General features: G+C 72.3%; 23 protein-coding genes. 13 read left to right on the forward strand and 10 right to left on the reverse strand.

All coding sequences use genetic code 11. The features are described from left to right. Positions 1 to 42: 42 nt before the first annotated feature. The 4 genes from IE118_RS00090 to IE118_RS00100 form a co-directional block, all read right to left on the reverse strand. Positions 43 to 561 (reverse strand): SixA phosphatase family protein, encoded by a 519-nt coding sequence (locus IE118_RS00090; RefSeq protein ID WP_189555107.1) that lies wholly within the window; start codon positions 559 to 561, stop codon positions 43 to 45. 65 nt (positions 562 to 626) lie between these two features. Continuing rightward, positions 627 to 833 (reverse strand): DUF1643 domain-containing protein, encoded by a 207-nt coding sequence (locus tag IE118_RS00095; protein WP_189555108.1) that lies wholly within the window; start codon positions 831 to 833, stop codon positions 627 to 629. Between the two features lie 213 nt (positions 834 to 1,046). Next, positions 1,047 to 1,163, reverse strand: coding sequence for an SGM_5486 family transporter-associated protein (locus IE118_RS34400; protein WP_267483346.1), 117 nt, complete (start codon positions 1,161 to 1,163; stop codon positions 1,047 to 1,049). Positions 1,164 to 1,406: 243 nt separating this feature from the next. Further along, on the reverse strand, positions 1,407 to 2,738 hold the full coding sequence (locus IE118_RS00100; RefSeq protein WP_229846625.1) for a CynX/NimT family MFS transporter: 1,332 nt from the start codon (positions 2,736 to 2,738) through the stop codon (positions 1,407 to 1,409). A gap of 76 nt (positions 2,739 to 2,814) precedes the next feature. Between IE118_RS00100 and IE118_RS00105 the strand changes: the two genes are divergently transcribed. Beyond that, complete coding sequence (locus IE118_RS00105) at positions 2,815 to 3,507, forward strand: FadR/GntR family transcriptional regulator (RefSeq protein ID WP_189555110.1); 693 nt, start codon at positions 2,815 to 2,817, stop codon at positions 3,505 to 3,507. Between the two features lie 93 nt (positions 3,508 to 3,600). On the opposite strand, the gene fabI is transcribed toward IE118_RS00105, so the two are convergent. Continuing rightward, positions 3,601 to 4,368 carry an enoyl-ACP reductase FabI gene (gene fabI / locus IE118_RS00110; RefSeq protein WP_189555111.1) on the reverse strand — a complete coding sequence of 256 codons (768 nt, stop codon included), beginning with the start codon at positions 4,366 to 4,368 and terminating at the stop codon, positions 3,601 to 3,603. 6 nt (positions 4,369 to 4,374) lie between these two features. Continuing rightward, positions 4,375 to 5,094 (reverse strand): 3-oxoacyl-[acyl-carrier-protein] reductase, encoded by a 720-nt coding sequence (fabG, locus tag IE118_RS00115; protein WP_189555112.1) that lies wholly within the window; start codon positions 5,092 to 5,094, stop codon positions 4,375 to 4,377. A 371-nt stretch (positions 5,095 to 5,465) separates the two neighbouring features. On the opposite strand from fabG, the gene IE118_RS00120 reads away from it, so the two are divergent. From IE118_RS00120 to tyrS, 3 genes are all read left to right on the forward strand, one after another. Beyond that, positions 5,466 to 6,989, forward strand: coding sequence for a TldD/PmbA family protein (locus IE118_RS00120; protein ID WP_189555113.1), 1,524 nt, complete (start codon positions 5,466 to 5,468; stop codon positions 6,987 to 6,989). Further along, positions 6,986 to 8,380 (forward strand): metallopeptidase TldD-related protein, encoded by a 1,395-nt coding sequence (locus tag IE118_RS00125; protein ID WP_189555114.1) that lies wholly within the window; start codon positions 6,986 to 6,988, stop codon positions 8,378 to 8,380. The genes IE118_RS00120 and IE118_RS00125 overlap by 4 nt, the downstream gene beginning before the upstream one ends. A 66-nt stretch (positions 8,381 to 8,446) precedes the next feature. Then, the gene (tyrS, locus tag IE118_RS00130) at positions 8,447 to 9,715 is read left to right on the forward strand and encodes a tyrosine--tRNA ligase (protein WP_189555115.1); all 1,269 of its coding nucleotides are present in this window, start codon (positions 8,447 to 8,449) and stop codon (positions 9,713 to 9,715) included. 69 nt (positions 9,716 to 9,784) lie between these two features. Here tyrS and IE118_RS00135 read toward each other — a convergent pair whose 3' ends face one another. Continuing rightward, positions 9,785 to 10,069 carry a GlsB/YeaQ/YmgE family stress response membrane protein gene (locus tag IE118_RS00135; protein WP_189555116.1) on the reverse strand — a complete coding sequence of 95 codons (285 nt, stop codon included), beginning with the start codon at positions 10,067 to 10,069 and terminating at the stop codon, positions 9,785 to 9,787. 247 nt (positions 10,070 to 10,316) lie between these two features. Here IE118_RS00135 and IE118_RS00140 point away from each other — a divergent pair, with 247 nt between their 5' ends. Together IE118_RS00140 and IE118_RS00145 are read left to right on the forward strand one after the other, a co-directional pair. Beyond that, complete coding sequence (locus tag IE118_RS00140) at positions 10,317 to 10,712, forward strand: DUF3099 domain-containing protein (RefSeq protein WP_189555117.1); 396 nt, start codon at positions 10,317 to 10,319, stop codon at positions 10,710 to 10,712. A gap of 224 nt (positions 10,713 to 10,936) precedes the next feature. Beyond that, positions 10,937 to 11,158, forward strand: a complete 222-nt coding sequence (locus IE118_RS00145) for a hypothetical protein (protein WP_189556032.1) — start codon at positions 10,937 to 10,939, stop codon at positions 11,156 to 11,158. 20 nt (positions 11,159 to 11,178) lie between these two features. Here the strand turns inward: IE118_RS00145 and moaA are convergent, their stop codons facing one another. From moaA to IE118_RS00160, 3 genes are all read right to left on the reverse strand, one after another. Continuing rightward, complete coding sequence (gene moaA, locus IE118_RS00150) at positions 11,179 to 12,168, reverse strand: GTP 3',8-cyclase MoaA (RefSeq protein ID WP_189555118.1); 990 nt, start codon at positions 12,166 to 12,168, stop codon at positions 11,179 to 11,181. Positions 12,169 to 12,330: 162 nt separating this feature from the next. Continuing rightward, on the reverse strand, positions 12,331 to 13,959 hold the full coding sequence (locus IE118_RS00155; RefSeq protein ID WP_189555119.1) for a monocarboxylic acid transporter: 1,629 nt from the start codon (positions 13,957 to 13,959) through the stop codon (positions 12,331 to 12,333). Further along, positions 13,956 to 14,312: a DUF485 domain-containing protein gene (locus IE118_RS00160; protein WP_189555120.1), complete on the reverse strand. Its 357-nt coding sequence runs from the start codon at positions 14,310 to 14,312 to the stop codon at positions 13,956 to 13,958. Before IE118_RS00160 ends, IE118_RS00155 begins: the two co-directional genes overlap by 4 nt. Positions 14,313 to 14,577: 265 nt before the next feature. On the opposite strand from IE118_RS00160, the gene IE118_RS00165 reads away from it, so the two are divergent. From IE118_RS00165 to IE118_RS00195, 7 genes are all read left to right on the forward strand, one after another. Next, positions 14,578 to 16,107 carry a S8 family peptidase gene (locus IE118_RS00165; RefSeq protein WP_189555121.1) on the forward strand — a complete coding sequence of 510 codons (1,530 nt, stop codon included), beginning with the start codon at positions 14,578 to 14,580 and terminating at the stop codon, positions 16,105 to 16,107. Between the two features lie 55 nt (positions 16,108 to 16,162). Further along, positions 16,163 to 17,698, forward strand: a complete 1,536-nt coding sequence (locus tag IE118_RS00170) for a S8 family peptidase (protein ID WP_189555122.1) — start codon at positions 16,163 to 16,165, stop codon at positions 17,696 to 17,698. A gap of 108 nt (positions 17,699 to 17,806) precedes the next feature. After that, the gene (locus IE118_RS00175; RefSeq protein ID WP_189555123.1) at positions 17,807 to 19,186 is read left to right on the forward strand and encodes a CoA transferase; all 1,380 of its coding nucleotides are present in this window, start codon (positions 17,807 to 17,809) and stop codon (positions 19,184 to 19,186) included. Between the two features lie 106 nt (positions 19,187 to 19,292). Continuing rightward, on the forward strand, positions 19,293 to 20,291 hold the full coding sequence (locus IE118_RS00180) for a CopD family protein (protein ID WP_189555124.1): 999 nt from the start codon (positions 19,293 to 19,295) through the stop codon (positions 20,289 to 20,291). A 126-nt stretch (positions 20,292 to 20,417) separates the two neighbouring features. Beyond that, positions 20,418 to 21,404, forward strand: coding sequence for a DEDDh family exonuclease (locus IE118_RS00185; protein WP_189555125.1), 987 nt, complete (start codon positions 20,418 to 20,420; stop codon positions 21,402 to 21,404). Between the two features lie 97 nt (positions 21,405 to 21,501). After that, positions 21,502 to 21,735 (forward strand): metallothionein, encoded by a 234-nt coding sequence (locus tag IE118_RS00190; RefSeq protein ID WP_189555126.1) that lies wholly within the window; start codon positions 21,502 to 21,504, stop codon positions 21,733 to 21,735. A gap of 51 nt (positions 21,736 to 21,786) precedes the next feature. Next, complete coding sequence (locus IE118_RS00195) at positions 21,787 to 22,578, forward strand: SURF1 family cytochrome oxidase biogenesis protein (protein ID WP_229846626.1); 792 nt, start codon at positions 21,787 to 21,789, stop codon at positions 22,576 to 22,578. Positions 22,579 to 22,635 lie beyond the last annotated feature (57 nt).

Genomic DNA, 22,635 nt, shown 5'->3' on the forward strand with positions numbered 1-22,635 from the left:
GGGCCCGGCACCGGCGGACGCCGGGCCCTGTCGTGCCGGGTGTCACTCGGTCGGCGCCCAGTAGTCGGCCAGGGTGCCGACGCCCGGTTCGAGGGACTTCCAGGAGCCCGTGAAGGACACGACGGCGAAGGCGGCGGCAGGGTAGCCGAGGCGGCTCATCCGCGCGCGGGTGTCTCCCTCGGACTCGCCCGCCAGGATGTCGGCGAGTCCCTGGATGCCCGGGTTATGGCCGATCAGGAGGACGTTCTGCGCGTCGTCGGGCGTCTCGTTGAGCAGGGCGATCAGCTCGCCGGGCGAGGCCTCGTAGATCCGCTCCTCGTAGACGGTTTTCGGCCGCTGCGGGAACTCGTGGACCGCGAGTTTCCAGGTTTCGCGGGTGCGGACCGAGGTCGAGCACAGGGCCAGGTCGAAGGCGATGCCGGTGTCGGCCAGCTTGCGTCCGGCGACTGCCGCATCCGTGCGGCCCCGCTCGGCGAGGGGGCGCTCGTGGTCGGACACCGGGGGCCAGTCGGCTTTCGCATGCCGGAAAAGGACAATCCTGCGGGGTTCTGCGACGCTCATGTAGCCCAGCTTCGCACGAAACAGGCCACGGGGCGCAGGGAGTTGACCGGCGCCTTCGGAGGTGTTCAGCGGGCTATGAGCTGCTGCGCCCGCTCGACGAGGCGGGCGATCGTGGGGTCACCGGCGGCCGCGTGGGCATCGGAGGGGTTGAGGATCAGCGTCAGCAGTGCCACGAAGGCGAGGGCGGGGAGGGCCAGGGCCCACCAGGGCAGCCGGATGTCGGCGCCGCCCCGGGGGGCCGGGTGGGGCCGGGTGTGCGTGTGCGCCGACATGGGGGCCTCCGCTCCTCGGGTGTCCGTGGCCCGCCGTCGCGGCCACATCTCGAAGGTACGGATCGTGCGCGCCTCAACCCATCCGGTGATCCACCCACTTGACCCTGAGCCTGACCCCCTAGGGGATGGGGGTGCCAGCACCACCATGGCCGTCGCCGGCGCCCTCGGGCGGGGCGCAGGGGGCACACGGGATGCCGGGGGTGCGGGCGGCCGTCACGGCGCGAGGATGGTCGCGATCACGCCGATGACGATGAAGATGGCGAAGAACGTGGCGAAGACGAGCAGCAGCTTGCGCTGGCCGTTCTGGGGATTCGGGTCGAGGACTGGCATGTGGGTCAGTCTCGCACCTCGGCCGCCCGGGATCTGCTTCGGGGGGCGTGGCGGATTCCGTGCGGCGGTGTGGCCGGGACGGGTGGTGTGGGTCGGCGGGGGCCGGGGCTGAGGCCGGGCCGGCGGTGGTGCTCTCTTTTCTCCCCCGCCGGCCCTTCCCGTCCCGTCCCTGGGGGCGCGGCCGGGCCTCGCCGCCGCCCCCAGACCCCCCTTGCGCAGTTCCCCGCGCCCCTGGGGGGTGGGTCACGCGGGTGTTGCCTCGTCCTCCACGGTGCGGTTGCGGCCGGCCAGGACGCCGACGACCGTCTGCGGGATCATCAGGCCGGCCATCAGGGCGAGCGGCAGCCCCCAGCCTCCGCTGTGCTGGTAGAGCACGCCCACCAGGAGCGGGCCGGGGATGGAGATCAGATAGCCGGTGCTCTGCGCGAACGCGGACAGCTGGGCCACTCCCCCGCTGGTCCTGGCCCGCATGCCGACCATGGTGAGCGCCAGCGGAAAGGCGCAGTTGGCGATGCCCAGCAGCACGGCCCAGACCCAGGCGCCGGCGGCCGGGGCGAAGTACAGGCCCGCGTACCCGGCGAGGCCGCTCGCCCCGAGCACGAGCACGATCGGCCCCTGGTGGGGGAGCCGGGCGGCCAGACGCGGTATGACGAAGGCCAGCGGCACGCCCATGACCATGGTGACCGCGAGGAGCAGGCCCGCCGTTCCCGCGGGGACACCCGCGTCCCGGTAGATCTGCGCCATCCAGCCCATCGTGATGTAGGCGGCGGTCGCCTGGAGGCCGAAGAAGACCGCCAGCGCCCACGCGGTACGGCTGCGGGTGATGCGCAGGGCGGGCGCCTCGGCGGGGGCCCGCCGCTCGCGCGAAGGCCCCTCCCCGTCCCGTGCCGGTGCGTGCCCGGCCGGCGCCGTGCCCCGTTCCCGGGCGAAGGCGAGCCAAGGCAGCACGGCGGCGACCGCCAGACCCGCCCACACGGCGAGGCCGGACCGCCAGTTCCCGCCCAGGGCGTCGGTCACCGGCACGGTCACCGCCGCCGCCGTGGCGGTCCCCAGGGCCAGGGCCATGGAGTACAGGCCGGTCATGGACCCGACCCGGTCGGGGAACCAGCGCTTGACGATGACCGGCATCAGGACGTTGCTGACGGCGATGCCCATCAGCGCGAGGGCGGTGGTGGCCAGGAAGGCCGCCGTGCCGCCCACGTACGGACGGATCAGCAGGCCGGTGCCGATGGCGGCCATGCCCGCGCAGACCACCGCTCCGGCGCCGAAGCGGCGGGCCAGGCGGGGCGCGGTGACGCCGAAGACGGCGAAGCAGAGCGGGGGCACGGAGGTGAGCAGTCCGGCCACGGTGCCGCTCATGCCGAGGCCCTCGCGGACCTCCTCCAGCAGCGCGCCGAGGCTGGTGATGGCGGGGCGCAGGTTGACCGCGGCCAGCACGATGCCGGCGACGAGCAGCCGCGTCCGCCAGACGTGTCCCGTTGCGCCCTCAGAGGGCCTGCGGGCTGCGGACGCGCCCGGCGTACGTGCGGTCGTGGACGTGAGTGTCCCGGTTTCCTCGCGAGCCATGAAGCCCATCATAGAATCATGGGATGATTGGTTGTCCATGGTGGAAAGGGCGCCGTACGGCGCCCCGGGCGTGCGAAGGTGTGTCATGCCTTTGAGTCATCCGCGCCGTTCGGCGCTGTCCGAGCAGGTCATCGCCGCGCTGCGGGCGCAGATCACCTCGGGCGAGTGGCCGGTCGGCACCCGCATCCCCACCGAGCCGGAGCTGGTCGAGCAGCTGGGGGTGGCCCGCAACACCGTCCGCGAGGCCGTCCGCGCGCTCGCGCACAACGGGCTGCTGGACATCCGCCAGGGTTCGGGCACGTACGTGGTGGCCACGAGCGAGCTGGCCGGCGTGATGCACCGCCGTTTCGCCGACGCCGACCCCCGGCACATCGGCGAACTGCGTTCCACCCTGGAGTCCTCCGCCGCGCGGCTGGCCGCCGAACGGCGCACCGAGAAGGACCTCCGGCAGATCGACACCCTGCTGCTGCGCCGGGAGGAGGCCTGGGAGTCGGGGGACGCGGAGGCGTTCGTGGCGGCGGACGCCACCTTCCACCTGGCGGTCGTGGCCGCCTCGCACAACGACGTGATGACCGCCCTGTACGCGGATCTGAGCGAGGTGCTGCGGGACTGGCTGCGCGGCGACATGGGCGGGGACATGTCCCCCGGGGCGCACATGGACCACGGGCGGCTGGTGGAGGCGATCCGCGCGGGTGACGCGGCGACGGCGGCCGCGGAGGCCGCCGCCTACCCGTTCGTGTGCCGTCCGGGGCGGATCGCTCCGCCCGCCGGGGACTGACCGCCCGACTGCCCGCCCTCCCGGGGCGGCTGCGCGCCCATGCCGAAGGGCCCGCGCCCCTGAGGGGACGCGGGCCCTGGTGCGGCGTGCGGGTCAGGCGCCGATGGCGTGCAGACCGCCGTCCACGTGGACGATCTCGCCGGTGGTCTTCGGGAACCAGTCGCTCAGCAGGGCGACGACACCGCGGCCGGCCGGCTCCGGGTCCTTCAGGTCCCACTCCAGCGGCGCACGGGTGTCCCACACGGAGGCCAGCTCGCTGAAGCCCGGGATGGACTTGGCGGCCATGGAGCCCAGCGGGCCCGCGGAGATCAGGTTGCAGCGGACGTTCTGCTTGCCCAGGTCGCGCGCCATGTAGCGGCTGGTGGCCTCCAGGGCGGCCTTGGCCGGGCCCATCCAGTCGTACTGCGGCCAGGCGAACTGCGCGTCGAAGGTGAGACCCACGACCGAGCCGCCGTTCTGCATGAGCGGCAGGCAGGCCATGGTCAGCGACTTCAGGGAGAAGGCCGAGACGTGCATGGCCGTGGCGACCGACTCGAACGGCGTGTTGAGGAAGTTGCCGCCGAGTGCGTCCTGCGGCGCGAAGCCGATGGAGTGGACGACGCCGTCCAGTCCGCCGAGCTCCTCACCGACCACGTCGGCCAGCCGTCCCAGGTGCTCCTCGTTGGTGACGTCGAGCTCGATCACCCTGGCCGGCTTCGGCAGCTTCTTGGCGATGCGCTCGGTCAGGGTGGGCCGCGGGAACGCGGTCAGGATGACCTCGGCGCCCTGCTCCTGGGCCAGCTTGGCGGTGTGGAAGGCGATCGACGCCTCCGTCAGCACACCGGTGATCAGGACGCGCTTGCCCTCGAGAATTCCGCTCATGGTGTTTCAGTGACCCATTCCCAGTCCGCCGTCAACGGGAATGACGGCTCCAGTGATGTACGAGGCGTCGTCCGAGGCGAGGAACCGCACCGCCGCGGCGATCTCCTCGGGCTGCGCGTACCGGGCGAGCGGCACCTGCGCCAGGATCTTCGTCTGCTGCTCCTCGGAGAGCTCCCGGGTCATGTCGGTGTCGACGAATCCGGGGGCGACGACGTTGAAGGTGATGTTCCGCGAACCCAGCTCACGGGCGAGGGAACGGGCGAAGCCGACCAGGCCCGCCTTGGAGGCGGCGTAGTTCGCCTGCCCCGCGGAGCCGAGCAGTCCGACCACGGAGGAGATCAGCACGACGCGGCCCTTCTTGGCGCGCAGCATGCCGCGGTTGGCCCGCTTGACGACCCGGAAGGTGCCGGTGAGGTTGGTCTCGACGACCGAGGTGAAGTCCTCCTCGGACATCCGCATCAGCAGCTGGTCCTTGGTGATGCCGGCGTTGGCGACCAGGACCTCGACGGGGCCGTGGGCCTCCTCGATCTCCTTGTAGGCCTGCTCCACCTGCTCGGTGTCGGTGATGTCGCACTTGACGGCCAGACAACCGAGGTCCGTCAGGGCGGCCGGCGGCTCGCCCGAGCGGTACGTGATGGCGACCTTGTCGCCGGCGTCGGCGAACGCGCGGGCGATGGCGAGGCCGATGCCCCGGTTGCCTCCGGTGACGAGAACCGAGCGGCTCAACGGATCACCCTTTCGATAGCGGTTCCATACCCGCCCCCACGCCCGGACGACGGGCGGCGATGACGGGCGGCCTACCCGAAAACCTATCGGTCCCGGTCCGCCCCGGGACATCGGGGCACCGACAGTGGCCGACGGACGGCTCTGTCGGATCCCTACAGAAACCACCGGGCTGCCGAAGGAAACATGTGGTCCGGCACCGGCCGACGCGACATGATGCGCAGCGACCGTCTCGCGGAGCCGGAAACCCCGGTCCGGATGCCGGAGGCCCGGGCGGAAGGCCGGAGCGCAGGGCCGGACGCGGAGGACCGGAAACCGACGGGGCGGTACACCGAACACGACGGAACACCGAAAGCCGACAGGAAGAGACGTAGGTGCCTCATAGCATTGACGAAGCCTTCACCGCCCTGCCGTTGCGCCCCCTCGCCGACGCCGCGCTGGCCCGCGCGCGGGCGCTGGGGGCGGAGCACGCGGACTTCCGCCTGGAGCGGGTGCGCAGCGCCTCCTGGCGGCTGAGGGACGCCAAGCCCGCCGGGTCGTCCGACACCACCGACCTCGGGTACGCGGTGCGCGTGGTGCACGGCGGGACGTGGGGGTTCGCGTCCGGGGTGGACCTGACCCTGGACGCCGCCGCGAAGGTCGCCTCGCAGGCCGTGGCGATGGCGAAACTGTCCGCTCAGGTGATCCGGGCGGCCGGGTCGGACGAGAGGGTGCAGCTGGCCGACGAGCCGGTGCACTCCGAGAAGACGTGGGTGTCCTCGTACGAGATCGACCCGTTCACGGTGCCCGACGCGGAGAAGTCCGGGCTGCTGGCCGAGTGGAGCGGGCGGCTGCTGGCGGCGAGCGGGGTGGACCACGTCGACGCCTCGCTGCTGACCGTGCACGAGAACAAGTTCTACGCGGACACCGCCGGGACCGTGACGACGCAGCAGCGGGTGCGGCTGCACCCGGTCCTCACGGCCGTGTCCGTCGACGACTCCAGCGGCGAGTTCGACTCCATGCGCACCATCGCGCCGCCCGCCGGCCGCGGCTGGGAGTACCTGACGGGCACCGGCTGGGACTGGGACGACGAGCTGGCGCGGATCCCGGAACTGCTCGCCGAGAAGATGCGGGCGCCGAGCGTCGAGGCGGGGCTGTACGACCTGGTGGTGGACCCCTCCAACCTGTGGCTGACGATCCACGAGTCCATCGGCCACGCCACCGAGCTGGACCGCGCGCTCGGCTACGAGGCGGCCTACGCGGGCACCTCGTTCGCCACCTTCGACCAGCTGGGCCGGCTGAGGTACGGCTCCGAGCTGATGAACGTCACCGGTGACCGCACCGCCGAGCACGGGCTGGCGACCGTCGGCTACGACGACGAGGGGGTCGAGGCGCAGTCCTGGGACCTGGTGAAGGACGGCACGCTGGTCGGCTACCAGCTGGACCGGCGGATCGCGAGGCTGACCGGCTTCGAGCGGTCCAACGGGTGCGCGTTCGCCGACTCGCCCGGCCATGTGCCGGTGCAGCGCATGGCCAACGTGTCGCTGCGGCCGGATCCCGCGGGGATGTCGACGGAGGACCTGATCGGGGGCGTCGACCGGGGCATCTACGTGGTCGGTGACCGGTCGTGGTCGATCGACATGCAGCGGTACAACTTCCAGTTCACCGGGCAGCGCTTCTACCGGATCGAGAACGGGCGGCTGGCGGGACAGCTGCGGGACGTCGCCTACCAGGCCACGACGACGGACTTCTGGGGCTCCATGGCCGCGGTCGGCGGCCCGCAGACGTACGTCCTGGGCGGTGCCTTCAACTGCGGCAAGGCCCAGCCGGGGCAGGTCGCGGCGGTGTCGCACGGCTGCCCGTCCGCCCTGTTCAAGGGAGTCAACATTCTGAACACGACGCAGGAGGCCGGACGATGAGCGCGCGAACCAACAAGCCGCACGAGATCGTCGAACGCGCGCTCGAACTGTCCCGGGCCGACGGCTGTGTCGTGATCGCCGACGAGGAGTCGACCGCCAATCTGCGCTGGGCGGGCAACGCGCTCACCACGAACGGTGTGACGCGCGGGCGCACCCTCACCGTGATCGCCGCGGTCGACGGCGCGCAGGGCACGGCCTCCGGGGTGGTGTCCCGGTCGGCGGTCACCGTCGACGAGCTGGAGCCCCTGGTGCGGGCCGCCGAGGCCGCCGCGCGGGGCGCCGGTCCGGCCGAGGACGCGCAGCCGCTGGTCACGGGAGTGGCCCCCTCCCCCGACTTCACCGACGCGCCCGCGGAGACCTCTTCCGCCGTGTTCGCCGACTTCGCCCCGGCGCTGGGCGAGGCGTTCGCCCGTGCGCGGGCCGGCGGCCGGGAGCTGTACGGCTTCGCCAACCACGAGCTGGTCTCCAGTTACGTGGGCACCTCGGCCGGGCTGCGGCTGCGGCACGACCAGCCCAACGGCACGCTGGAGGTGAACGCCAAGTCGCCGGACCGTACGCGGTCGGCGTGGGCGGGGCGTTCCACGCGGGACTTCAAGGACGTCGACCCGACGGCGCTCGACGCCGAGCTCGCGGTGCGGCTGGGCTGGGCCGAGCGGCGGCTGGAACTGCCCGCGGGCCGGTACGAGACGCTGCTGCCGCCGTCCGCGGTGGCCGACCTGCTGATCTACCAGCTGTGGTCGGCCTCGGGGCGGGACGCGGCCGAGGGGCGCACGGTGTTCTCCAAGCCGGGCGGCGGCACCCGGGTCGGTGAGCGGCTGACCGAGCTGCCGCTGACCCTGCGCAGCGACCCGAACGAGCCCGGTCTCGAGTCGGCGCCGTTCGTGATCGCGCACTCCTCGGGCGGCGACCAGTCGGTGTTCGACAACGGGCTGCCGCTGGCGCCGACGGAGTGGGTGCGGCAGGGCGAGCTGAACCGGCTGACGACCAGCAGGCACGGCGCGGGTCTCACCGGACTGCCGGCCGCGCCCGCGATCGACAACCTGATCCTGGACGGGGGCGAGGACCGCTCCCTGGAGGAGATGGTCGCGGCCACCGGGCGCGGGCTGCTGCTGACCTGCCTGTGGTACATCCGTGAGGTCGATCCGGCGACGCTGCTGCTCACGGGCCTGACCCGGGACGGGGTGTACCTCGTCGAGAACGGCGAGGTCACCGGCGAGGTCAACAACTTCCGGTTCAACGAGTCGCCGGTGAACCTGCTGGGCCGGGCGGCGGAGGCGGGCCGTACGGAGAAGACGCTGCCCAGGGAGTGGAGCGACTGGTTCACCCGGGCCGCGATGCCGGCGCTGCGCATCCCCGATTTCAATATGAGCTCAGTCAGCCAGGGCGTATAACCTCGTAGGCATTCGCATGCGGCCGTCACCCGACCGGCCGTGGACCACCGAGGAGACACGAGAACCGTGACGGACATCGTCGACGAGCTGAAGTGGCGCGGGCTGTTCGCCCAGTCCACCGACGAGGACGCTTTGCGCAAGGCGCTCGCGGACGGTCCCGTCACGTTCTATTGCGGCTTCGACCCGACCGCTCCGTCGCTGCACGTGGGGCATCTGGTGCAGGTCCTCACGCTGCGCCGGCTGCAGCAGGCCGGTCACCGGCCGCTGGCGCTGGTCGGCGGGGCCACCGGCCAGATCGGTGACCCGCGCCCGACCGCCGAGCGGACGCTGAACCCGCCGGAGACCGTCGCGGGCTGGGTCGAGCGGCTGCGTGGCCAGATCGAGCCCTTCCTGACCTTCGAGGGCGAGAACGCGGCCATGATGGTCAACAACCTCGACTGGACGCAGAACCTCTCCGCGATCGAGTTCCTGCGGGACATCGGCAAGCACTTCCGTGTCAACAAGATGCTGACGAAGGACTCGGTCGCCCGGCGTCTGGAGTCCTCCGAGGGCATCAGCTACACGGAGTTCAGCTACCAGCTGCTGCAGGCGATGGACTTCCTCCAGCTGTACCGGCGCTACGGCTGCACGATGCAGCAGGGCGGCAGCGATCAGTGGGGCAACCTCACGGCGGGCCTGGACCTGCTGCACCGGCTGGAGCCGGACGCCACGGCCCACGCCTACGCCACGCCGCTGATGACGAAGGCGGACGGCACCAAGTTCGGCAAGACCGAGGGCGGCGCCGTCTGGCTCGACCCGGAGATGACGACGCCCTACGCGTTCTACCAGTTCTGGCTGAACGCGGACGACCGGGACATCTCCGGGTACATGCGGATCCTGTCCTTCCGGTCCCGCGAGGAGCTGGAGGAGCTGGAGCGGCAGACCCAGGAGCGTCCGCAGGCGCGGGCCGCGCAGCGCGCGCTGGCGGAGGAGCTGACGACGCTGGTGCACGGCGCCGACCAGACGGCCGCCGTGATCGCCGCGTCGAAGGCCCTGTTCGGTCAGGGCGAGCTGGGTGAGCTGGACGACCGCACGCTGGCGGCGGCGCTCTCCGAGGTGCCGCACGTCGCGGTGGCCGAGCTGTCCGCGGTGGTCGACCTGTTCGCCGAGGTGGGTCTGGTGCCGAGCAAGTCGGCCGCGCGGCGCACGGTGAAGGAGGGCGGTGCCTACGTGAACAACGTCAAGGTGACCGCCGAGGACGCCGTCCCCGCGAAGGAGGACCTGCTGCACGGGCGCTGGCTGGTGCTGCGCCGCGGCAAGAAGAACCTGGCGGCGGTGGAGGTCACGGCCGGCTGAGCCCACGGCTCGCGAGGGCGGCTTCCGGCGGGCGCCGGGGCCGCCCTTCGTCGTCCTCCCGGCGGCGGCTCAGGCCCGCTCGCTGCGCTCCTTGTTGCGCTTCATCGTGGTGTACAGCATGTCCACGAAGAAGACGATCACGATCGCCGCGATCAGCTGGAAGATGTGCCGGCTCCAGTCGATGCCGCTCGTGGCCTCCACGCCGAAGCCCCGCGCCAGGGCGTTGCCCGCGACGGCGCCGACCATGCCGCAGATGGTGGCCAGCCACAGCGGGAGGTGCTGCTTGCCGGGAATCACCGCCTTGGCGATCAGACCGAGCACGAAACCGACGATGATCGCCCACAACCAGCCCATGGATGCCTCCTTGTACGCTCGACGCGAGCATTGCTGACCAGTCTCGGCCGAGAGGCGGTACGCCGCATGTCGGGCGGCGCGTACGCGCTACGGCGCAGGCGGTCCGCCCGGGGCGGGCACCCCGACCCGGGCTCGTGACCGGGGCGGGGGCGGCGTAACGTGGACCTGTCCGGGCCTTGCGTTCCCCGACCGGGGCACGGGACGGCCGGGGCGGGGTTGGTCCTCAGCGGGCGGATGGTGGAATGTGATGCGGAAGCGGCATGGCGGCGGCGTCGAGGTGTTCCGGATCACCGGCGCGCGGACGGGCCTGCAGGAGGATGTACGCGCCCGCCAGCGCCGGTACGTGATCTCGATGGGCGTCCGCACGATCTCGGTCATCCTCGCGGCGACGCTGTGGAACGTGGAGCGGCATGTCGCGATCGTGGCGCTGGTGCTCGGGGCGGTCCTGCCGTACGTGGCGGTGGTGATCGCCAACGCGGGACGCGAGAACGCGCCGTCGCTGCCGTCGACCTTCGTGACGACGCCGATGAAGCCGATGATCGCGCCGCCGCGGACGGACGACGGCGCGGCGGAACCCGATGCGGAGGACGTGGCGCCGGGAGCGGGGCCGGGCGCACGAACGGAGCGGCCCGAGCGGTCGTGAAGATCGGGGCGTGACGGGTGAGGGCGCCGAGCGGAAGACACTTCCACGCCAAGCTCAAGAAAACCTCAGATCAATCATGTGCTTCCGGTGCCGGGGGCGGGGTGACCCGTGACATACTTCGTACGCGCTCCGCATCCCCCGTCGGAGCGACGGACCGACGCCGGGCAGCTCCCCCCGTGGCTGCTCGGCGTCGCCTTTTCCCTCCGGGTTAGGCTCGCCGTGTGATGGTCCCTGATCCCGAGACGCCGATCTGTTCCGCCAAGGCCTGCCGCGCGGCTGCCGTGTGGGTGCTCGCCTGGAACAACCCCAAGGTGCACACGCCCGAGCGGCGCAAGACCTGGCTCGCCTGTGAGGACCACCGGGAGCACCTGTCAGAGTTCCTCGGCGTCCGGGGGTTCCTCAAGGACGTCGTCCGCTTCGAGGAGTGGGAGGCGCGGGGGGCCTGAGGCAGACCCCCGGCGGGCGGTCAGCCCCCGATCGCGGACATCGGGCGGTCCGGCTGGACGAAGGACGGGTCGTCCAGACCCGCACCGGCCTTCTTGCCCCACATGGCGCGTTTCCAGATGCGGGCGATCTCCTCGTCACCGGCGCCGGAGCGCAGCGCGGCCCGCAGGTCGGTCTCCTCGGTCGCGAACAGGCAGGTGCGGACCTGGCCGTCGGCGGTGAGGCGGGTGCGGTCACAGGCGGCGCAGAAGGGCCGGGTGACGGAGGCGATGACCCCGACGCGGTGCGGGCCGCCGTCGACCAGCCAGCGCTCGGCCGGTGCGGAGCCGCGCGCCTCCTCGCCCTCCGGGGTCAGATCGAAGCGGGTGCGCAGCGAGGTGAGGATGTCCCCCGCGGTGATCATGCCGTCGCGCTTCCAGCCGTGCTGGGCGTCCAGGGGCATCTGCTCGATGAAGCGCAGCTCGTAGTCGTGTTCCACGGCCCAGGCGAGGAGGTCGGGGGCCTCGTCGTCGTTGAGCCCCGGCATCAGGACGGAGTTGACCTTCACGGGGGTCAGGCCGGCCTCGTGGGCCGCGTGCAGGCCGTCGAGGACGTCCTTGTGGCGGTCGCGGCGGGTGAGGGTCCTGAAGACGTCGGGCCGGAGGGTGTCGAGCGAGACGTTGACCCGGTCCAGGCCCGCCGTCTTCAGGGCGGTCGCGGTGCGCCGCAGGCCGATGCCGTTGGTGGTGAGGGACATCTGCGGGCGGGGCTCCAGGGCGGCGACGCGCTCGACGATGCCGACGAGTCCGGGCCGCAGCAGGGGCTCGCCGCCGGTGAAGCGGACCTCCTCGATACCGAGGGCGGTCACGGCGACGTCGATCAGACGGACGATCTCGTCGTCGGTCAGCAGGTCGGGCTTGGCCAGCCACTGCAGGCCCTCCTCGGGCATGCAGTAGGTGCAACGCAGGTTGCACCGGTCGGTCAGCGAGACCCTCAGGTCGGTGGCCACCCGGCCGTAGGTGTCGATGAGCACGTTGGGCCCCCTCCCTCGACGCGTATCACTCCTGTCCCGATACCTGCGAGCCTACGTGACACCACCGACAACCCACAGCGACCCGGGGGGCACGGGAAGCGCGGCGGCCGCGTCGCAGGCTCCTGGAAACGCCTGTGACGCGGCCGCCGCGCGAGGGGTGGATCAGTGGGCGCCGGTGCCGGTGAGGGACCGGACCTCCAGCTCCGCGTACTTCTTGGCGTCCGGCTCCTCCTTGGACAGGACCGTGCCGAGCCAGCCCATCAGGAAGCCGAACGGGATGGAGATGATGCCCGGGTTCTTCAGCGGGAACCAGGCGAAGTCGACGTCGGGGAACATCGCCTTGGGGTCGCCGGAGACCACGGGCGAGAACAGCACCAGGCCGACGGCGACGATGAGGCCGCCGTAGATCGACCACAGGGCGCCCTGGGTGGTGAACCGCTTCCAGAACAGGCTGTAGAGGATGGTCGGCAGGTTGGCGGACGCGGCGACCGCGAAGGCCAGGGCGACCAGGCCGGCCACGTTCAGGTCGCGGGCGAGGGCGCCGAGCGCGATGGAGACGATGCCGATCAGGACGGTCGCCCAGCGGGCCGCCCGCATCTCCTCCTTCTCGGTGGCCTGCCCCTTGCGGATGACGTTGGCGTAGATGTCGTGCGCGAAGGAAGACGACGAGGCGAGGGTGAGTCCGGCGACCACCGCGAGGATCGTCGCGAAGGCGACCGCGGAGATGGTGGCGAGCAGGATCGCGCCCCAGGCCGAGTCGACGCCGCCCAGGTGCAGGGCGAGCAGCGGCGCGGCGGTGTTGCCGGACGGGTTGGACGCGATGATCTCGTCCTGGGAGATCAGTGCGGCCGCGCCGAAGCCGAGGGCGATGGTCATCAGGTAGAAGCCGCCGATGATGCCGATGGCCCAGTTCACGGACTTACGGGCGGCCTTGGCGTTGGGCACCGTGTAGAAGCGGATCAGGATGTGCGGCAGGCCGGCGGTGCCGAGCACCAGGGCGATGCCGAGGGAGATGAAGTCCAGCTTGGTGGTGCCGTCGGCGCCGTACTGGAGTCCGGGCTCGAGGAAGGCGTCGCCCTTACCGCTGTTCTCGGCGGCGCTGCCCAGCAGGTCGGAGATGTTGAAGTTGAACTTCAGCAGCACCAGGAAGGTGATGAGGATCGTGCCGCCGATGAGCAGCACGGCCTTGATCATCTGCACCCAGGTGGTGCCCTTCATGCCGCCGATGGAGACGTACACGATCATCAGGATGCCGACGAGGGCGACGATGAGGACCTTGCCGGCGTCGGAGGTGATGCCGAGCAGCAGCGAGACGAGGACGCCCGCGCCGGCCATCTGGGCCAGCAGGTAGAAGATCGACACGACGATGGTGGAGGTGCCGGCGGCGGTGCGCACCGGGCGCTGGCGCATGCGGTAGGCGAGGACGTCGCCCATCGTGTAGCGGCCGGAGTTGCGCAGCGGTTCGGCGACCAGGAGGAGCGCGACCAGCCAGGCGACCAGGAAGCCGATGGAGTACAGGAAGCCGTCGTAGCCGAAGAGGGCGATCGCGCCCGCGATGCCGAGGAAGGACGCGGCCGACATGTAGTCGCCGGAGACGGCGAGGCCGTTCTGGAAGGCGCTGAACTGGCGTCCGCCCGCGTAGAAGTCGGCGGCGTCCTTGGTCTGCCGGCCCGCCCAGACGGTGATGCCGAGGGTCGCCACGACGAACAGCGCGAACAGGGTGATGATCAGCGCGCGGTGTTCGCTCGCCTCGTTCGCGGCGAGGGTGACATGGGTGATCGCGGGGCTCATGCGCCGCCCTCCATACGGGTCTTGATGGCCTCGGCCTTCGGGTCGAGCTTGGCCGCGGCGTGCCGGGAGTACCACCAGGCGATGAGGAAGGTGGTGACGAACTGCAGTACGCCGAAGACGAAGGCGACGTTGATGTTGCCGAACAGCTTGCTGCCCATGAAGCCGCCCGCGTAGTTGGAGAGCAGCACGTAGAGCAGGTACCAGACGATGAAGGCGATGGTCAGCGGGAAGGCGAAGGAGCGGTAGGAGCGGCGCAGTTCACCGAACTCAGCGCTCTCCTGCACCTCGGTGAACTCCTCGGGGCTGGGGAGTTTGTGTTGTTCTGTCGAGGGGGGCGGTGCTTCGGCGGCCACGGAGTCTCCTCGCGGTGCGGTTGTTCGGGCGGGGACGGAAGCCGAGTGTCCTCGCGCTTCCTGCCCAAGGGCACGGCGCCACGCGAGGGCCGGTTCAACTGTCGGCACTTCTTTTCCGGGGCTGTTTTGCGAAGCCGTTTCCCGCAAATGATTGCTGGCCAGCGAGCGCGCGGGATAACTTCACCCTGCACCACCCCGTCATGTACCTGCCCGAGCACCACCCGTGTCTCGGGCCGGTTTCGTTTCCGGATGTTGTGGAGATCCCATGGCTCATCTGCGTTCCAGACGCCGGCTCGCCCTCGCCGTGCCCGTCGTGCTGTCGCTGACCGCCTCGCTCGGCTTCCTGCCGGCGGCGGCCTCGGCGGCCCCGCAGGCGGTGTCGGCCGAGCAGGCGACGGACGCGCCCGCCCTGGCGTACGTCGTCAACACCAAGGCGGACCGCCACACGATCGCCTCGGTGAAGCGGGCGATCGCCGCGGCCGACGGGACCGTCGTGGTCACGTACGAGAAGATCGGTGTGATCGTCGTGCACTCGGCGAACCCGGACTTCGGCAAGGAGATCCGCAAGGCGCGCGGCGTGCAGTCGGCCGGTGCGACCCGTACCGCGCCGCTGGCCCCCGCCGGGACGACGGACGTCGGCGCCGCCGACTACGTGAGCGCCGCCGAGGCCGCGCGGACGACCGCCGCCTCCGCCGAGGTCCCCGGCAGCGAGCCGCTCGAGGCCGACCAGTGGGACCTGCGGGCGATCGGCGCCGACAAGGCCGCGAAGATCAACCCGGGCAGCGGCAAGGTGACCGTCGCCGTGATCGACACCGGCGTCGACGACACCCACCCGGACCTGGCGCCGAACTTCTCCGCCGCCCAGTCGGCCAACTGCGTGGGCGGCAAGGCGGACACCAGCGAGGGCGCCTGGCGGCCGTACACGGCCGACGACTACCACGGCACCCACGTGGCCGGTGAGATCGCCGCGGCCCGCAACGGCATCGGCGTCGCCGGTGTCGCGCCCGGCGTGAAGGTGGCCGGCATCAAGGTCAGCGACCCGGACAACGGCCTGTTCTACCCGGAGAACGTCGTCTGCGCGTTCGTGTTCGCCGCCGACCACGGTGTGGAGATCACGAACAACAGCTACTACGTGGACCCGTGGCTGTACAACTGCATGGACGACCCGGACCAGCGGGCGATCGTCGACGCGGTGAACCGGGCCCAGCTGTACGCGCAGAAGAAGGGCACCCTGCACCTGGCCTCGGCCGGCAACTCCAACCACGACCTGGCCGCGGACGCCATCGACGACGCGTCCAGCCCGAACGACACCACGCCGGTCGAGCGCACCATCGACCCGAGCGAGTGCTACGACCTGCCGACGCAGCTGCCGGGCGTGGTCACGGTCAGCGCGACGGGCGTGCAGAACCTCAAGTCGTACTACTCCACGTACGGGCACCGTGTCGTGGACGTCGCCGCGCCGGGCGGCGACCGCCGTTACCAGCTGCCGGACACGCCGTCGAAGGACGGCCGCATCCTGTCCACCATGCCCAACGGGCAGTACGCCTTCCTCCAGGGCACGTCGATGGCCTCGCCGCACGCGGCCGGTGTCGCCGCGCTGCTGAAGTCCAAGCACCCGTGGGCCTCCCCGGCCGCGCTGCAGGCGCTGCTGAAGGCCCAGGCGAACAACCCGGGTTGCCCGGAGTCGTACGACCAGGACGGTGACGGAACGCAGGACGCGACATGCGAGGGCGGAAACCGGGTCAACGGTTTCTACGGCTTCGGCATCGTCGACGCGCTGCGCGCCGTCAAGTGAGCCCGCGCTCCCGCGCGTCCCGTCCGCCCGCACCAGTGAACGAAGTGGAGACTTCATGACAGCGTCCCACCCGCGCCACCGCCGCGCGCTCGTCGTCCCGGCCGGAATGGCCATGGCGACGGCGCTCGCGATCCTGCCCGGCACGGCGGCCACCGCCGCGCCGGCACAGGACCGGCCGGCCGCGGCCGCCGCCGACGAGGCGGCCTCGCTCAGCTACGTGGTCAACATCCGGGGCGGACACGGCGCGCCGGCGCACGTGAAGAAGGCGATCGCCGAGGCCGGCGGCACGATCGTGGCGTCGTACGACCGGATCGGCGTCATCGTCGTCCACTCCTCGAACGCCGACTTCGCCCGGACGATCCGGTCGGTGCGCGGCGTGGAGTCGGCCGGTGCCACCCGCAACGCGCCGCTGCCGTCGGCGGCCACCCACGACACGGTCACCCCGAAGGTGCTCAGCGCCTCCGAGGTGGCCGAGGCGCAGGCGGAGGCCGCGGCCGGCCAGGACCCGCTCCAGGGGCTCCAGTGGGACCTGCCCGCCATCAAGGCGGACCGGGCGCACGAGAAGTCGCTGGGCAGCCCGAAGGTCACGGTCGCGGTCATCGACACCGGTGTGGACGACACCCACCCGGACATCGCGCCGAACTTCGACCGGGCCGCGTCGGTCAACTGCGTGACGGGCAAGCCGGACACGACCGAGGGGGCCTGGCGGCCGGGCGCGCAGGAGAGCCCGCACGGCACGCATGTCGCCGGTGAGATCGCCGCCGCCAAGAACGGCGTCGGCATGACCGGTGTGGCGCCCGGTGTGAAGGTCTCCGGCATCAAGGTGTCCAACCCGGACGGCTACTTCTACACCGAGGCCGTGGTGTGCGGCTTCATGTGGGCGGCCGAGCACGGGGTCGAGGTCACCAACAACAGCTATTACACCGACCCCTGGTACTTCAACTGCAAGAACGACCCGGACCAGAAGGCGCTCCTCGAGGCCGTCACCCGGGCCACGCGGTACGCGGAGCGCAAGGGCGCGGTCAACGTGGCGGCGGCCGGCAACGAGAACTACGACCTCGCGGCCGACGAGATCACCGACCCCGTCTCGCCGAACGACGGCACCCCCTCGGAGCGGGTCATCGACCCCTCCGAGTGCCTCGACATCCCGACGCAGCTGCCGGGTGTCGTGACGGTGGCGTCGACCGGCGCCAAGGGCCTGAAGTCGTCGTTCTCCAACTACGGCCGGGGGGTCGTCGACATCGCCGCGCCCGGCGGCGACTCGACGGCCTATCAGACGCCGGCCCCGCCCGCCACCAGCGGCCTCATCCTGGGGACGCTGCCCGGCGGCAAGTGGGGTTACATGGCGGGTACGTCGATGGCGTCCCCGCACGTCGCGGGCGTCGCCGCGCTGATCAAGTCGACGCACCCCTACGCCCCGCCGGCGATGGTGAAGGCCCTGCTGTACGCGCAGGCCGACGCCACGGCGTGCACGGACCCGTACGACATCAACGGCGACGGCAAGGTCGACGCGGTGTGCGAGGGCCCGAAGAACCGCAACGGCTTCTACGGCTGGGGCATGACCGACGCGCTGGACGCGGTGACGCGGTAGTCCCGCGGGAGGTGTGAGAGCGGGGGGCCGGGCGGACACGCCCGGCCCCTCCGCCGTCCGCCGGTCCTCCCCCTCGTCGCGCCGCGGCCGGTGCTGCACACTGCCTCCATGATCGACACCGCGTACGTCTGGTCCGCCCTGGGCGGCGATCCCGCCCTCCTCTCCCGCGTCACGGCCGTCGAACGCCCCGGGGTGCTGCGCGCGCGTCTGCCGGTACGGGAGGCGGCGGGGGCCTGTGTGGGCGCGTGCGCGCTGGCCGCCGCCGAGCTCGGGGCGCGGCGCGCGGGCGGTGGCGGCGTGCCGGAGGTCCGGGTGGACGACGGGGCGGTGGCGACGGCGTTCGTCAGCGAGCGGCACCTGCTGGTCGGCGGGCGCGCCGCGGAGAGCTTCGCTCCGCTGTCGCGGTTCTGGCGTACGGCCGACGGGTGGGTGCGCACGCACGCCAACTATCCCCACCACCGGGACCGGCTGCTCGCCGCGCTCGGCCTGCCCCGGGACCCGGAGCCGGGCCCCGGGGAGCCGGCGGCGGTGCTCGCCGAGCGCTCCGCGCGTGAGGTCGAGGAGACGGTGTACGCGGCGGGAGGTCTGGCCGTGGCACTGCGCACGCCCGGGGAGTGGGCGGCGCACGAGCAGGCCGCTGCGCTGCGCTCCCGTCCCCTGGTGGAGCGGGAGCGGCTGGACGCGTCCCCCGCACGGGTGCTGACGCGGGTGGGGCGGGACCCGCTGCTGCCCGCCGCCGGGCTGCGGGTGCTGGACCTCACCCGGGTCGTCGCGGGTCCGGTCGCCACCCGCACGCTCGCGCTGCTCGGCGCGGACGTGCTGCGCGTGGACGCTCCCTGGCTGCCCGAGCTGCCCGACCAGCACGCCGACACCGGCTTCGGCAAACGGTCGGCGCGGCTGGACCTGGAGGCGGACCGGGACACGTTCGAGGAGCTGCTCGCGACGGCGGACGTGGTGGTCACCGGGTACCGTCCGGGCGCCCTGGACCGCTTCGGCCTGACCCCGCGGGCGCTGGCCCGGCGGCGGCCGGGGGTGGTGGTGGCGCAGCTGTCGGCGTGGGGCGCGTACGGGCCCTGGGCCGGCCGGCGCGGTTTCGACAGCCTGGTGCAGGTGGCCACGGGGATCGCGGCGGTGGAGGGGACGGAGGGGCGGCCGGGGGCGCTGCCGGCGCAGGCGCTCGACCACGGCTCGGGGTACCTGCTGGCGGCCGGGGTGCTGCGGGCGCTCACCGACCAGGCGGACGAGGGCGGGAGCAGGCTCGTGCGGGTGGCGCTGGCGCGGACGGCGGCGTGGCTGCTGGAGGGGGGAACGGAACGGGCGGACGCGCCGGAGGCCGGCGAGGTGCCGCCCGGCCCGTGGCTGGCCGGGACGGACAGTCCGCTGGGCGGACTGCGTTACGTCCTGCCACCGGTGACGTTCGCCGGCGGGCCGCGCGACTGGGCCCGCCCGCCGGGCCGTTGGGGCGCGGACCCGGCGCGCTGGGTCTGACCCGACCGCCCGGGGCCCGGGGCCGGGGAGCGGCAGGACAATAGGCGCATATCGCCCGCCACTTGCCCTGTTCTTGTGATCTTGTGAAGATCCTGGGGTGACTTTGATGAAACCCAGGCCCGGGACGACCGGTGCACACCGGGGCGCGCGGCGTCCCGGTGCCGGGCCGGCCGCCGCCGTCATCGTGCTGGTGACGCTGGGTGCGCTGATACCGCTCCTCGGCCCGGCCCCGGCGCTGCACGGCACCGGCGAGGACGAGGCTCCCGGCACCGGCGGCATCGCGCTGCTGCGCACGGTGCTGTTCGCCGCGCTGGCGGTCCCGGTGGGCGAGCTGTTCATCGCGGGGCTGGCGCGTTCCCTGCCCGGCGCTCCGTCCGCGCTGCCCCGCGGCTGGTCCGCCGCCGCGAACTGGGTGGGCCTCGCGGCCGCCCTCGGTCTCGCCTCCGTCGTGGCCACCGGCAACCTGGTCCCCGCCGGCCCGGCGGACATCGACGTCGGCGGGCTGTACGACACCCGGGACGGAAAGCTCGCCCTGCTGGAGGTCAACGGCTTCCTCGCGGCGGCCCTGTGCGCCGCCTCCGCCCGGCCCGGCACACAGGTGTGGCCCCTGGCCGCGGTCATCGTCGCCGAGGCGCTGCGGGCGCATCCGACGACCGAGTACAGCCCGCTGCTCGGCTCCGGGCTGACGCTGGTGCACCTGACCTGCGCGTCGCTCTGGGTGGGCGGCCTGGTGTACGCGCTGCGCACCGTGAAGCTGTGGAAGCGGGACGCGGCGGGCGCCGCACTGCTGGGGCGCTACGCCCGGTGGGCGGCCCTGCTGCTCGCGGCCCTCACCGCGACCGGGGTGGGCAGTTCGCTGCGCCGGATGCCGCCGGAGACCGTCCTCGAGCAGCTCACGGACACCGCGTACGGGCGGGTGCTGCTCGCCAAGGTGATCCTGATGACCGGTGTCGCCGCCCTGGCGCTGTGGGCGCGGATCCGGCTGGCCCGCGCGGCCGACCCGCTCAGCGCGAGTTCCCCCGCGCGGGCGGAGGTGTACGCGCTCGCCCTGGTGGTCGCGGTGTCGGGACTGCTGACGGCGCTTCCGGTACCGATCCGCTGGTGACCGGGGCTCCGACGGCCCATCCGGTTTCCCGGGGACCGTCCGGACATGTCCGGTATCCGAACGGGCGGGCCGCACAGGGCACCTGACGGACCGCAGTGTCGGCGGAGGCCCGTATCCTCGTGAACCATGCTCGAAGACCTCACCGCCGCAGCCCCCTCCCCCACCGTGTGGCCGGCCTCGTACCCCCGGGGATACGCGGTCGTCGACGTGGAGACCACGGGGCTGGCCCGGGACGACCGCATCATCTCCGCGGCCGTCTACCGGCTGGACGCGCGCGGTGAGGTCGAGGACCACTGGTACACGGTGGTCGACCCGGAGCGGGACCCCGGCCCGGTGTGGATCCACGGTCTGACGAGCGAGGCACTGGCGGGGGCGCCGCTCTTCCGGGACATCGCGGCGGAGTTCGCGTCCCGGCTGGAGGGCCGGGTGCTGGTCGCGCACAACGCCGTCTTCGACTGGCAGATGATCGCCCGGGAGTACGCCCGCGCCCGCGTCGAGGCACCCGTGAAGCAGCGGTTGTGCACCATCGCGCTCTCCAAGGAGCTGCGACTGCCGCTGCCCAACCACAAACTCGAGTCGCTCGCCGCGCACTTCGGTGTCGTCCAGCGGCGGGCGCACCACGCGCTGGACGACGCGCGGGTGCTCGCGGAGGCGTTCCGGCCCAGCCTGCGCGCCGCGGCGGCGGGCGGCGTACGGCTGCCGCTGCACGAGTGCCTGCCGCTGACCGAGTGGACCGACCGGCCCCGCATCGGACAGCAGGCGGGCCCCGGCGGGTACCGGCAGCCGGCCCACTGGCGCCCGTCCCGCAAGCGGCCCGCGTGCCCCCACCCCAACCCGGGCCGGTACGAACCGGGCAAGCGGCTCAAGCAGGGCATGCGGGTGGCGTTCTCCGGGGACACCTCCACCGAGCGGGATCTGCTGGAGGACCGCGCGACCGAGGCCGGACTTCACGTCGCGACCAGCCTGTCCCGGCTGACCAGCCTCCTGGTCACCAACGACCCGGACTCGGGCACGTCCAAGGTGGTCAAGGCCCGGCAGTACGGCACGCCGGTGGTCGACGAGGCGGCCTTCGGGCAGCTGCTCGGGGACGTCGAACCCGCCGCGGAGGGCTGAGCGGCGTACGCGGACGGCCCTGCGGACGGGTGATTGGCGGACGACTCGCCCGCGACCGGCTCGCCCCGCGCCGGGCCGACGGCTCACCCTGAGCCCCATGGCGACATGCGAAGTCTGCGGCAACAGCTACGGAATGACCTTCGAGGTGCACGCGCAGGGCGCGGTGCACGTCTTCGACTGCTTCTCCTGTGCGATCCACCGCATGGCCCCGATCTGCGAGCACTGCCGGGTGCAGATCATCGGCCAGGGCGTGGAGGCCGAAGGTCACTGGTACTGCGGCGCCCACTGCGCCCGCGCGGAGGGGAAGGCGGGGATCGTCGACCGGGTGTGAAAGGACGTACCCCCCTGAATGCACCCCACGACCGAGTTGTACGGTCGTGGGGTGCACCGCTTTCTGTTGTCCCGCCAATGGGTGATCATCACCCTGGTCGGCCTGCTCCTCATCCCCACGATGATCTGGCTGGGCACCTGGCAGATGGACCGCCACGACGAGCGCGCCGCCCGCAACCAGCTGGTCGCCGACGCGCTGGCGGCCGACCCGGTCCCCGTGGAGCGGCTGGCGTCCCCCGGGCACGCCGTGACGCGCGCCGAGCGGTACCGCACCGTGACCGCCGAGGGGCGCTTCGACACGGACGACGAGGTCGTCGTCCGCCGCCGCACCAACGCCGACGACGAGGTCGGCTTCCACGTCCTCACCCCCTTCGTCCTGGACAGCGGCGGGGTGCTGCTGGTCAACCGGGGCTGGATCCCCGCGGACGGCCCGAGCCAGACCGCGTTCCCCGAGGTCCCCGCGCCGCCGCGCGGCGAGATCACCATCAGGGGCCGGCTGATGCCCGACGAGACGACCGAGGCCAGCGGCATCAAGGACCTCGAGGGCCTCCCCGACCGGCAGATCATGCTGATCAACAGTGAGCAGGAGGCCGAGCGGCTCGGCGCCCGGGTGCTCGGCGGCTACGTGGCGCTGACCGCGCCCGAGCCGAAGGACGGCACCCCACAGGCGCTCGGCAACCCCGGGAACGAGAACGCGGCGCTGAACTACGCGTACGCCATCCAGTGGTGGCTGTTCGCGGCGGCCGTGCCGGTCGGCTGGGTGGTGCTGGTCCGCCGCGAGGTCCGGGAGCGGACGGCGGCGCGGAAGCCGGAGGCCGAGGAGGCCGAACCGGCCGCGGTCTGAGGCACCACGCGCCGTGGCCGCACCTCACCTTTGCGTGCTGTGACCTGCGCTCCCCTC

The organism is Streptomyces pilosus (assembly GCF_014649835.1).
Taxonomy (GTDB): Bacteria; Actinomycetota; Actinomycetes; order Streptomycetales; family Streptomycetaceae; genus Streptomyces; species Streptomyces pilosus.

Excerpts from the sequence above, each read along its gene's own strand:
- IE118_RS00090 (WP_189555107.1), bottom strand. The coding sequence starts at position 561 with ATGAGCGTCGCAGAACCCCGCAGGATTGTCCTTTTCCGGCATGCGAAA.
- IE118_RS00095 (WP_189555108.1), bottom strand. The coding sequence starts at position 833 with ATGTCGGCGCACACGCACACCCGGCCCCACCCGGCCCCCCGGGGCGGC.
- IE118_RS34400 (WP_267483346.1), bottom strand. The coding sequence starts at position 1,163 with ATGCCAGTCCTCGACCCGAATCCCCAGAACGGCCAGCGCAAGCTGCTG.
- IE118_RS00100 (WP_229846625.1), bottom strand. The coding sequence starts at position 2,738 with ATGGGCTTCATGGCTCGCGAGGAAACCGGGACACTCACGTCCACGACC.
- IE118_RS00105 (WP_189555110.1), top strand. The coding sequence starts at position 2,815 with ATGCCTTTGAGTCATCCGCGCCGTTCGGCGCTGTCCGAGCAGGTCATC.
- fabI (WP_189555111.1), bottom strand. The coding sequence starts at position 4,368 with ATGAGCGGAATTCTCGAGGGCAAGCGCGTCCTGATCACCGGTGTGCTG.
- IE118_RS00125 (WP_189555114.1), top strand. The coding sequence starts at position 6,986 with ATGAGCGCGCGAACCAACAAGCCGCACGAGATCGTCGAACGCGCGCTC.
- IE118_RS00135 (WP_189555116.1), bottom strand. The coding sequence starts at position 10,069 with ATGGGCTGGTTGTGGGCGATCATCGTCGGTTTCGTGCTCGGTCTGATC.
- IE118_RS00140 (WP_189555117.1), top strand. The coding sequence starts at position 10,317 with ATGCGGAAGCGGCATGGCGGCGGCGTCGAGGTGTTCCGGATCACCGGC.
- IE118_RS00145 (WP_189556032.1), top strand. The coding sequence starts at position 10,937 with ATGGTCCCTGATCCCGAGACGCCGATCTGTTCCGCCAAGGCCTGCCGC.
- IE118_RS00155 (WP_189555119.1), bottom strand. The coding sequence starts at position 13,959 with ATGAGCCCCGCGATCACCCATGTCACCCTCGCCGCGAACGAGGCGAGC.
- IE118_RS00165 (WP_189555121.1), top strand. The coding sequence starts at position 14,578 with ATGGCTCATCTGCGTTCCAGACGCCGGCTCGCCCTCGCCGTGCCCGTC.
- IE118_RS00170 (WP_189555122.1), top strand. The coding sequence starts at position 16,163 with ATGACAGCGTCCCACCCGCGCCACCGCCGCGCGCTCGTCGTCCCGGCC.
- IE118_RS00175 (WP_189555123.1), top strand. The coding sequence starts at position 17,807 with ATGATCGACACCGCGTACGTCTGGTCCGCCCTGGGCGGCGATCCCGCC.
- IE118_RS00180 (WP_189555124.1), top strand. The coding sequence starts at position 19,293 with ATGAAACCCAGGCCCGGGACGACCGGTGCACACCGGGGCGCGCGGCGT.
- IE118_RS00185 (WP_189555125.1), top strand. The coding sequence starts at position 20,418 with ATGCTCGAAGACCTCACCGCCGCAGCCCCCTCCCCCACCGTGTGGCCG.
- IE118_RS00190 (WP_189555126.1), top strand. The coding sequence starts at position 21,502 with ATGGCGACATGCGAAGTCTGCGGCAACAGCTACGGAATGACCTTCGAG.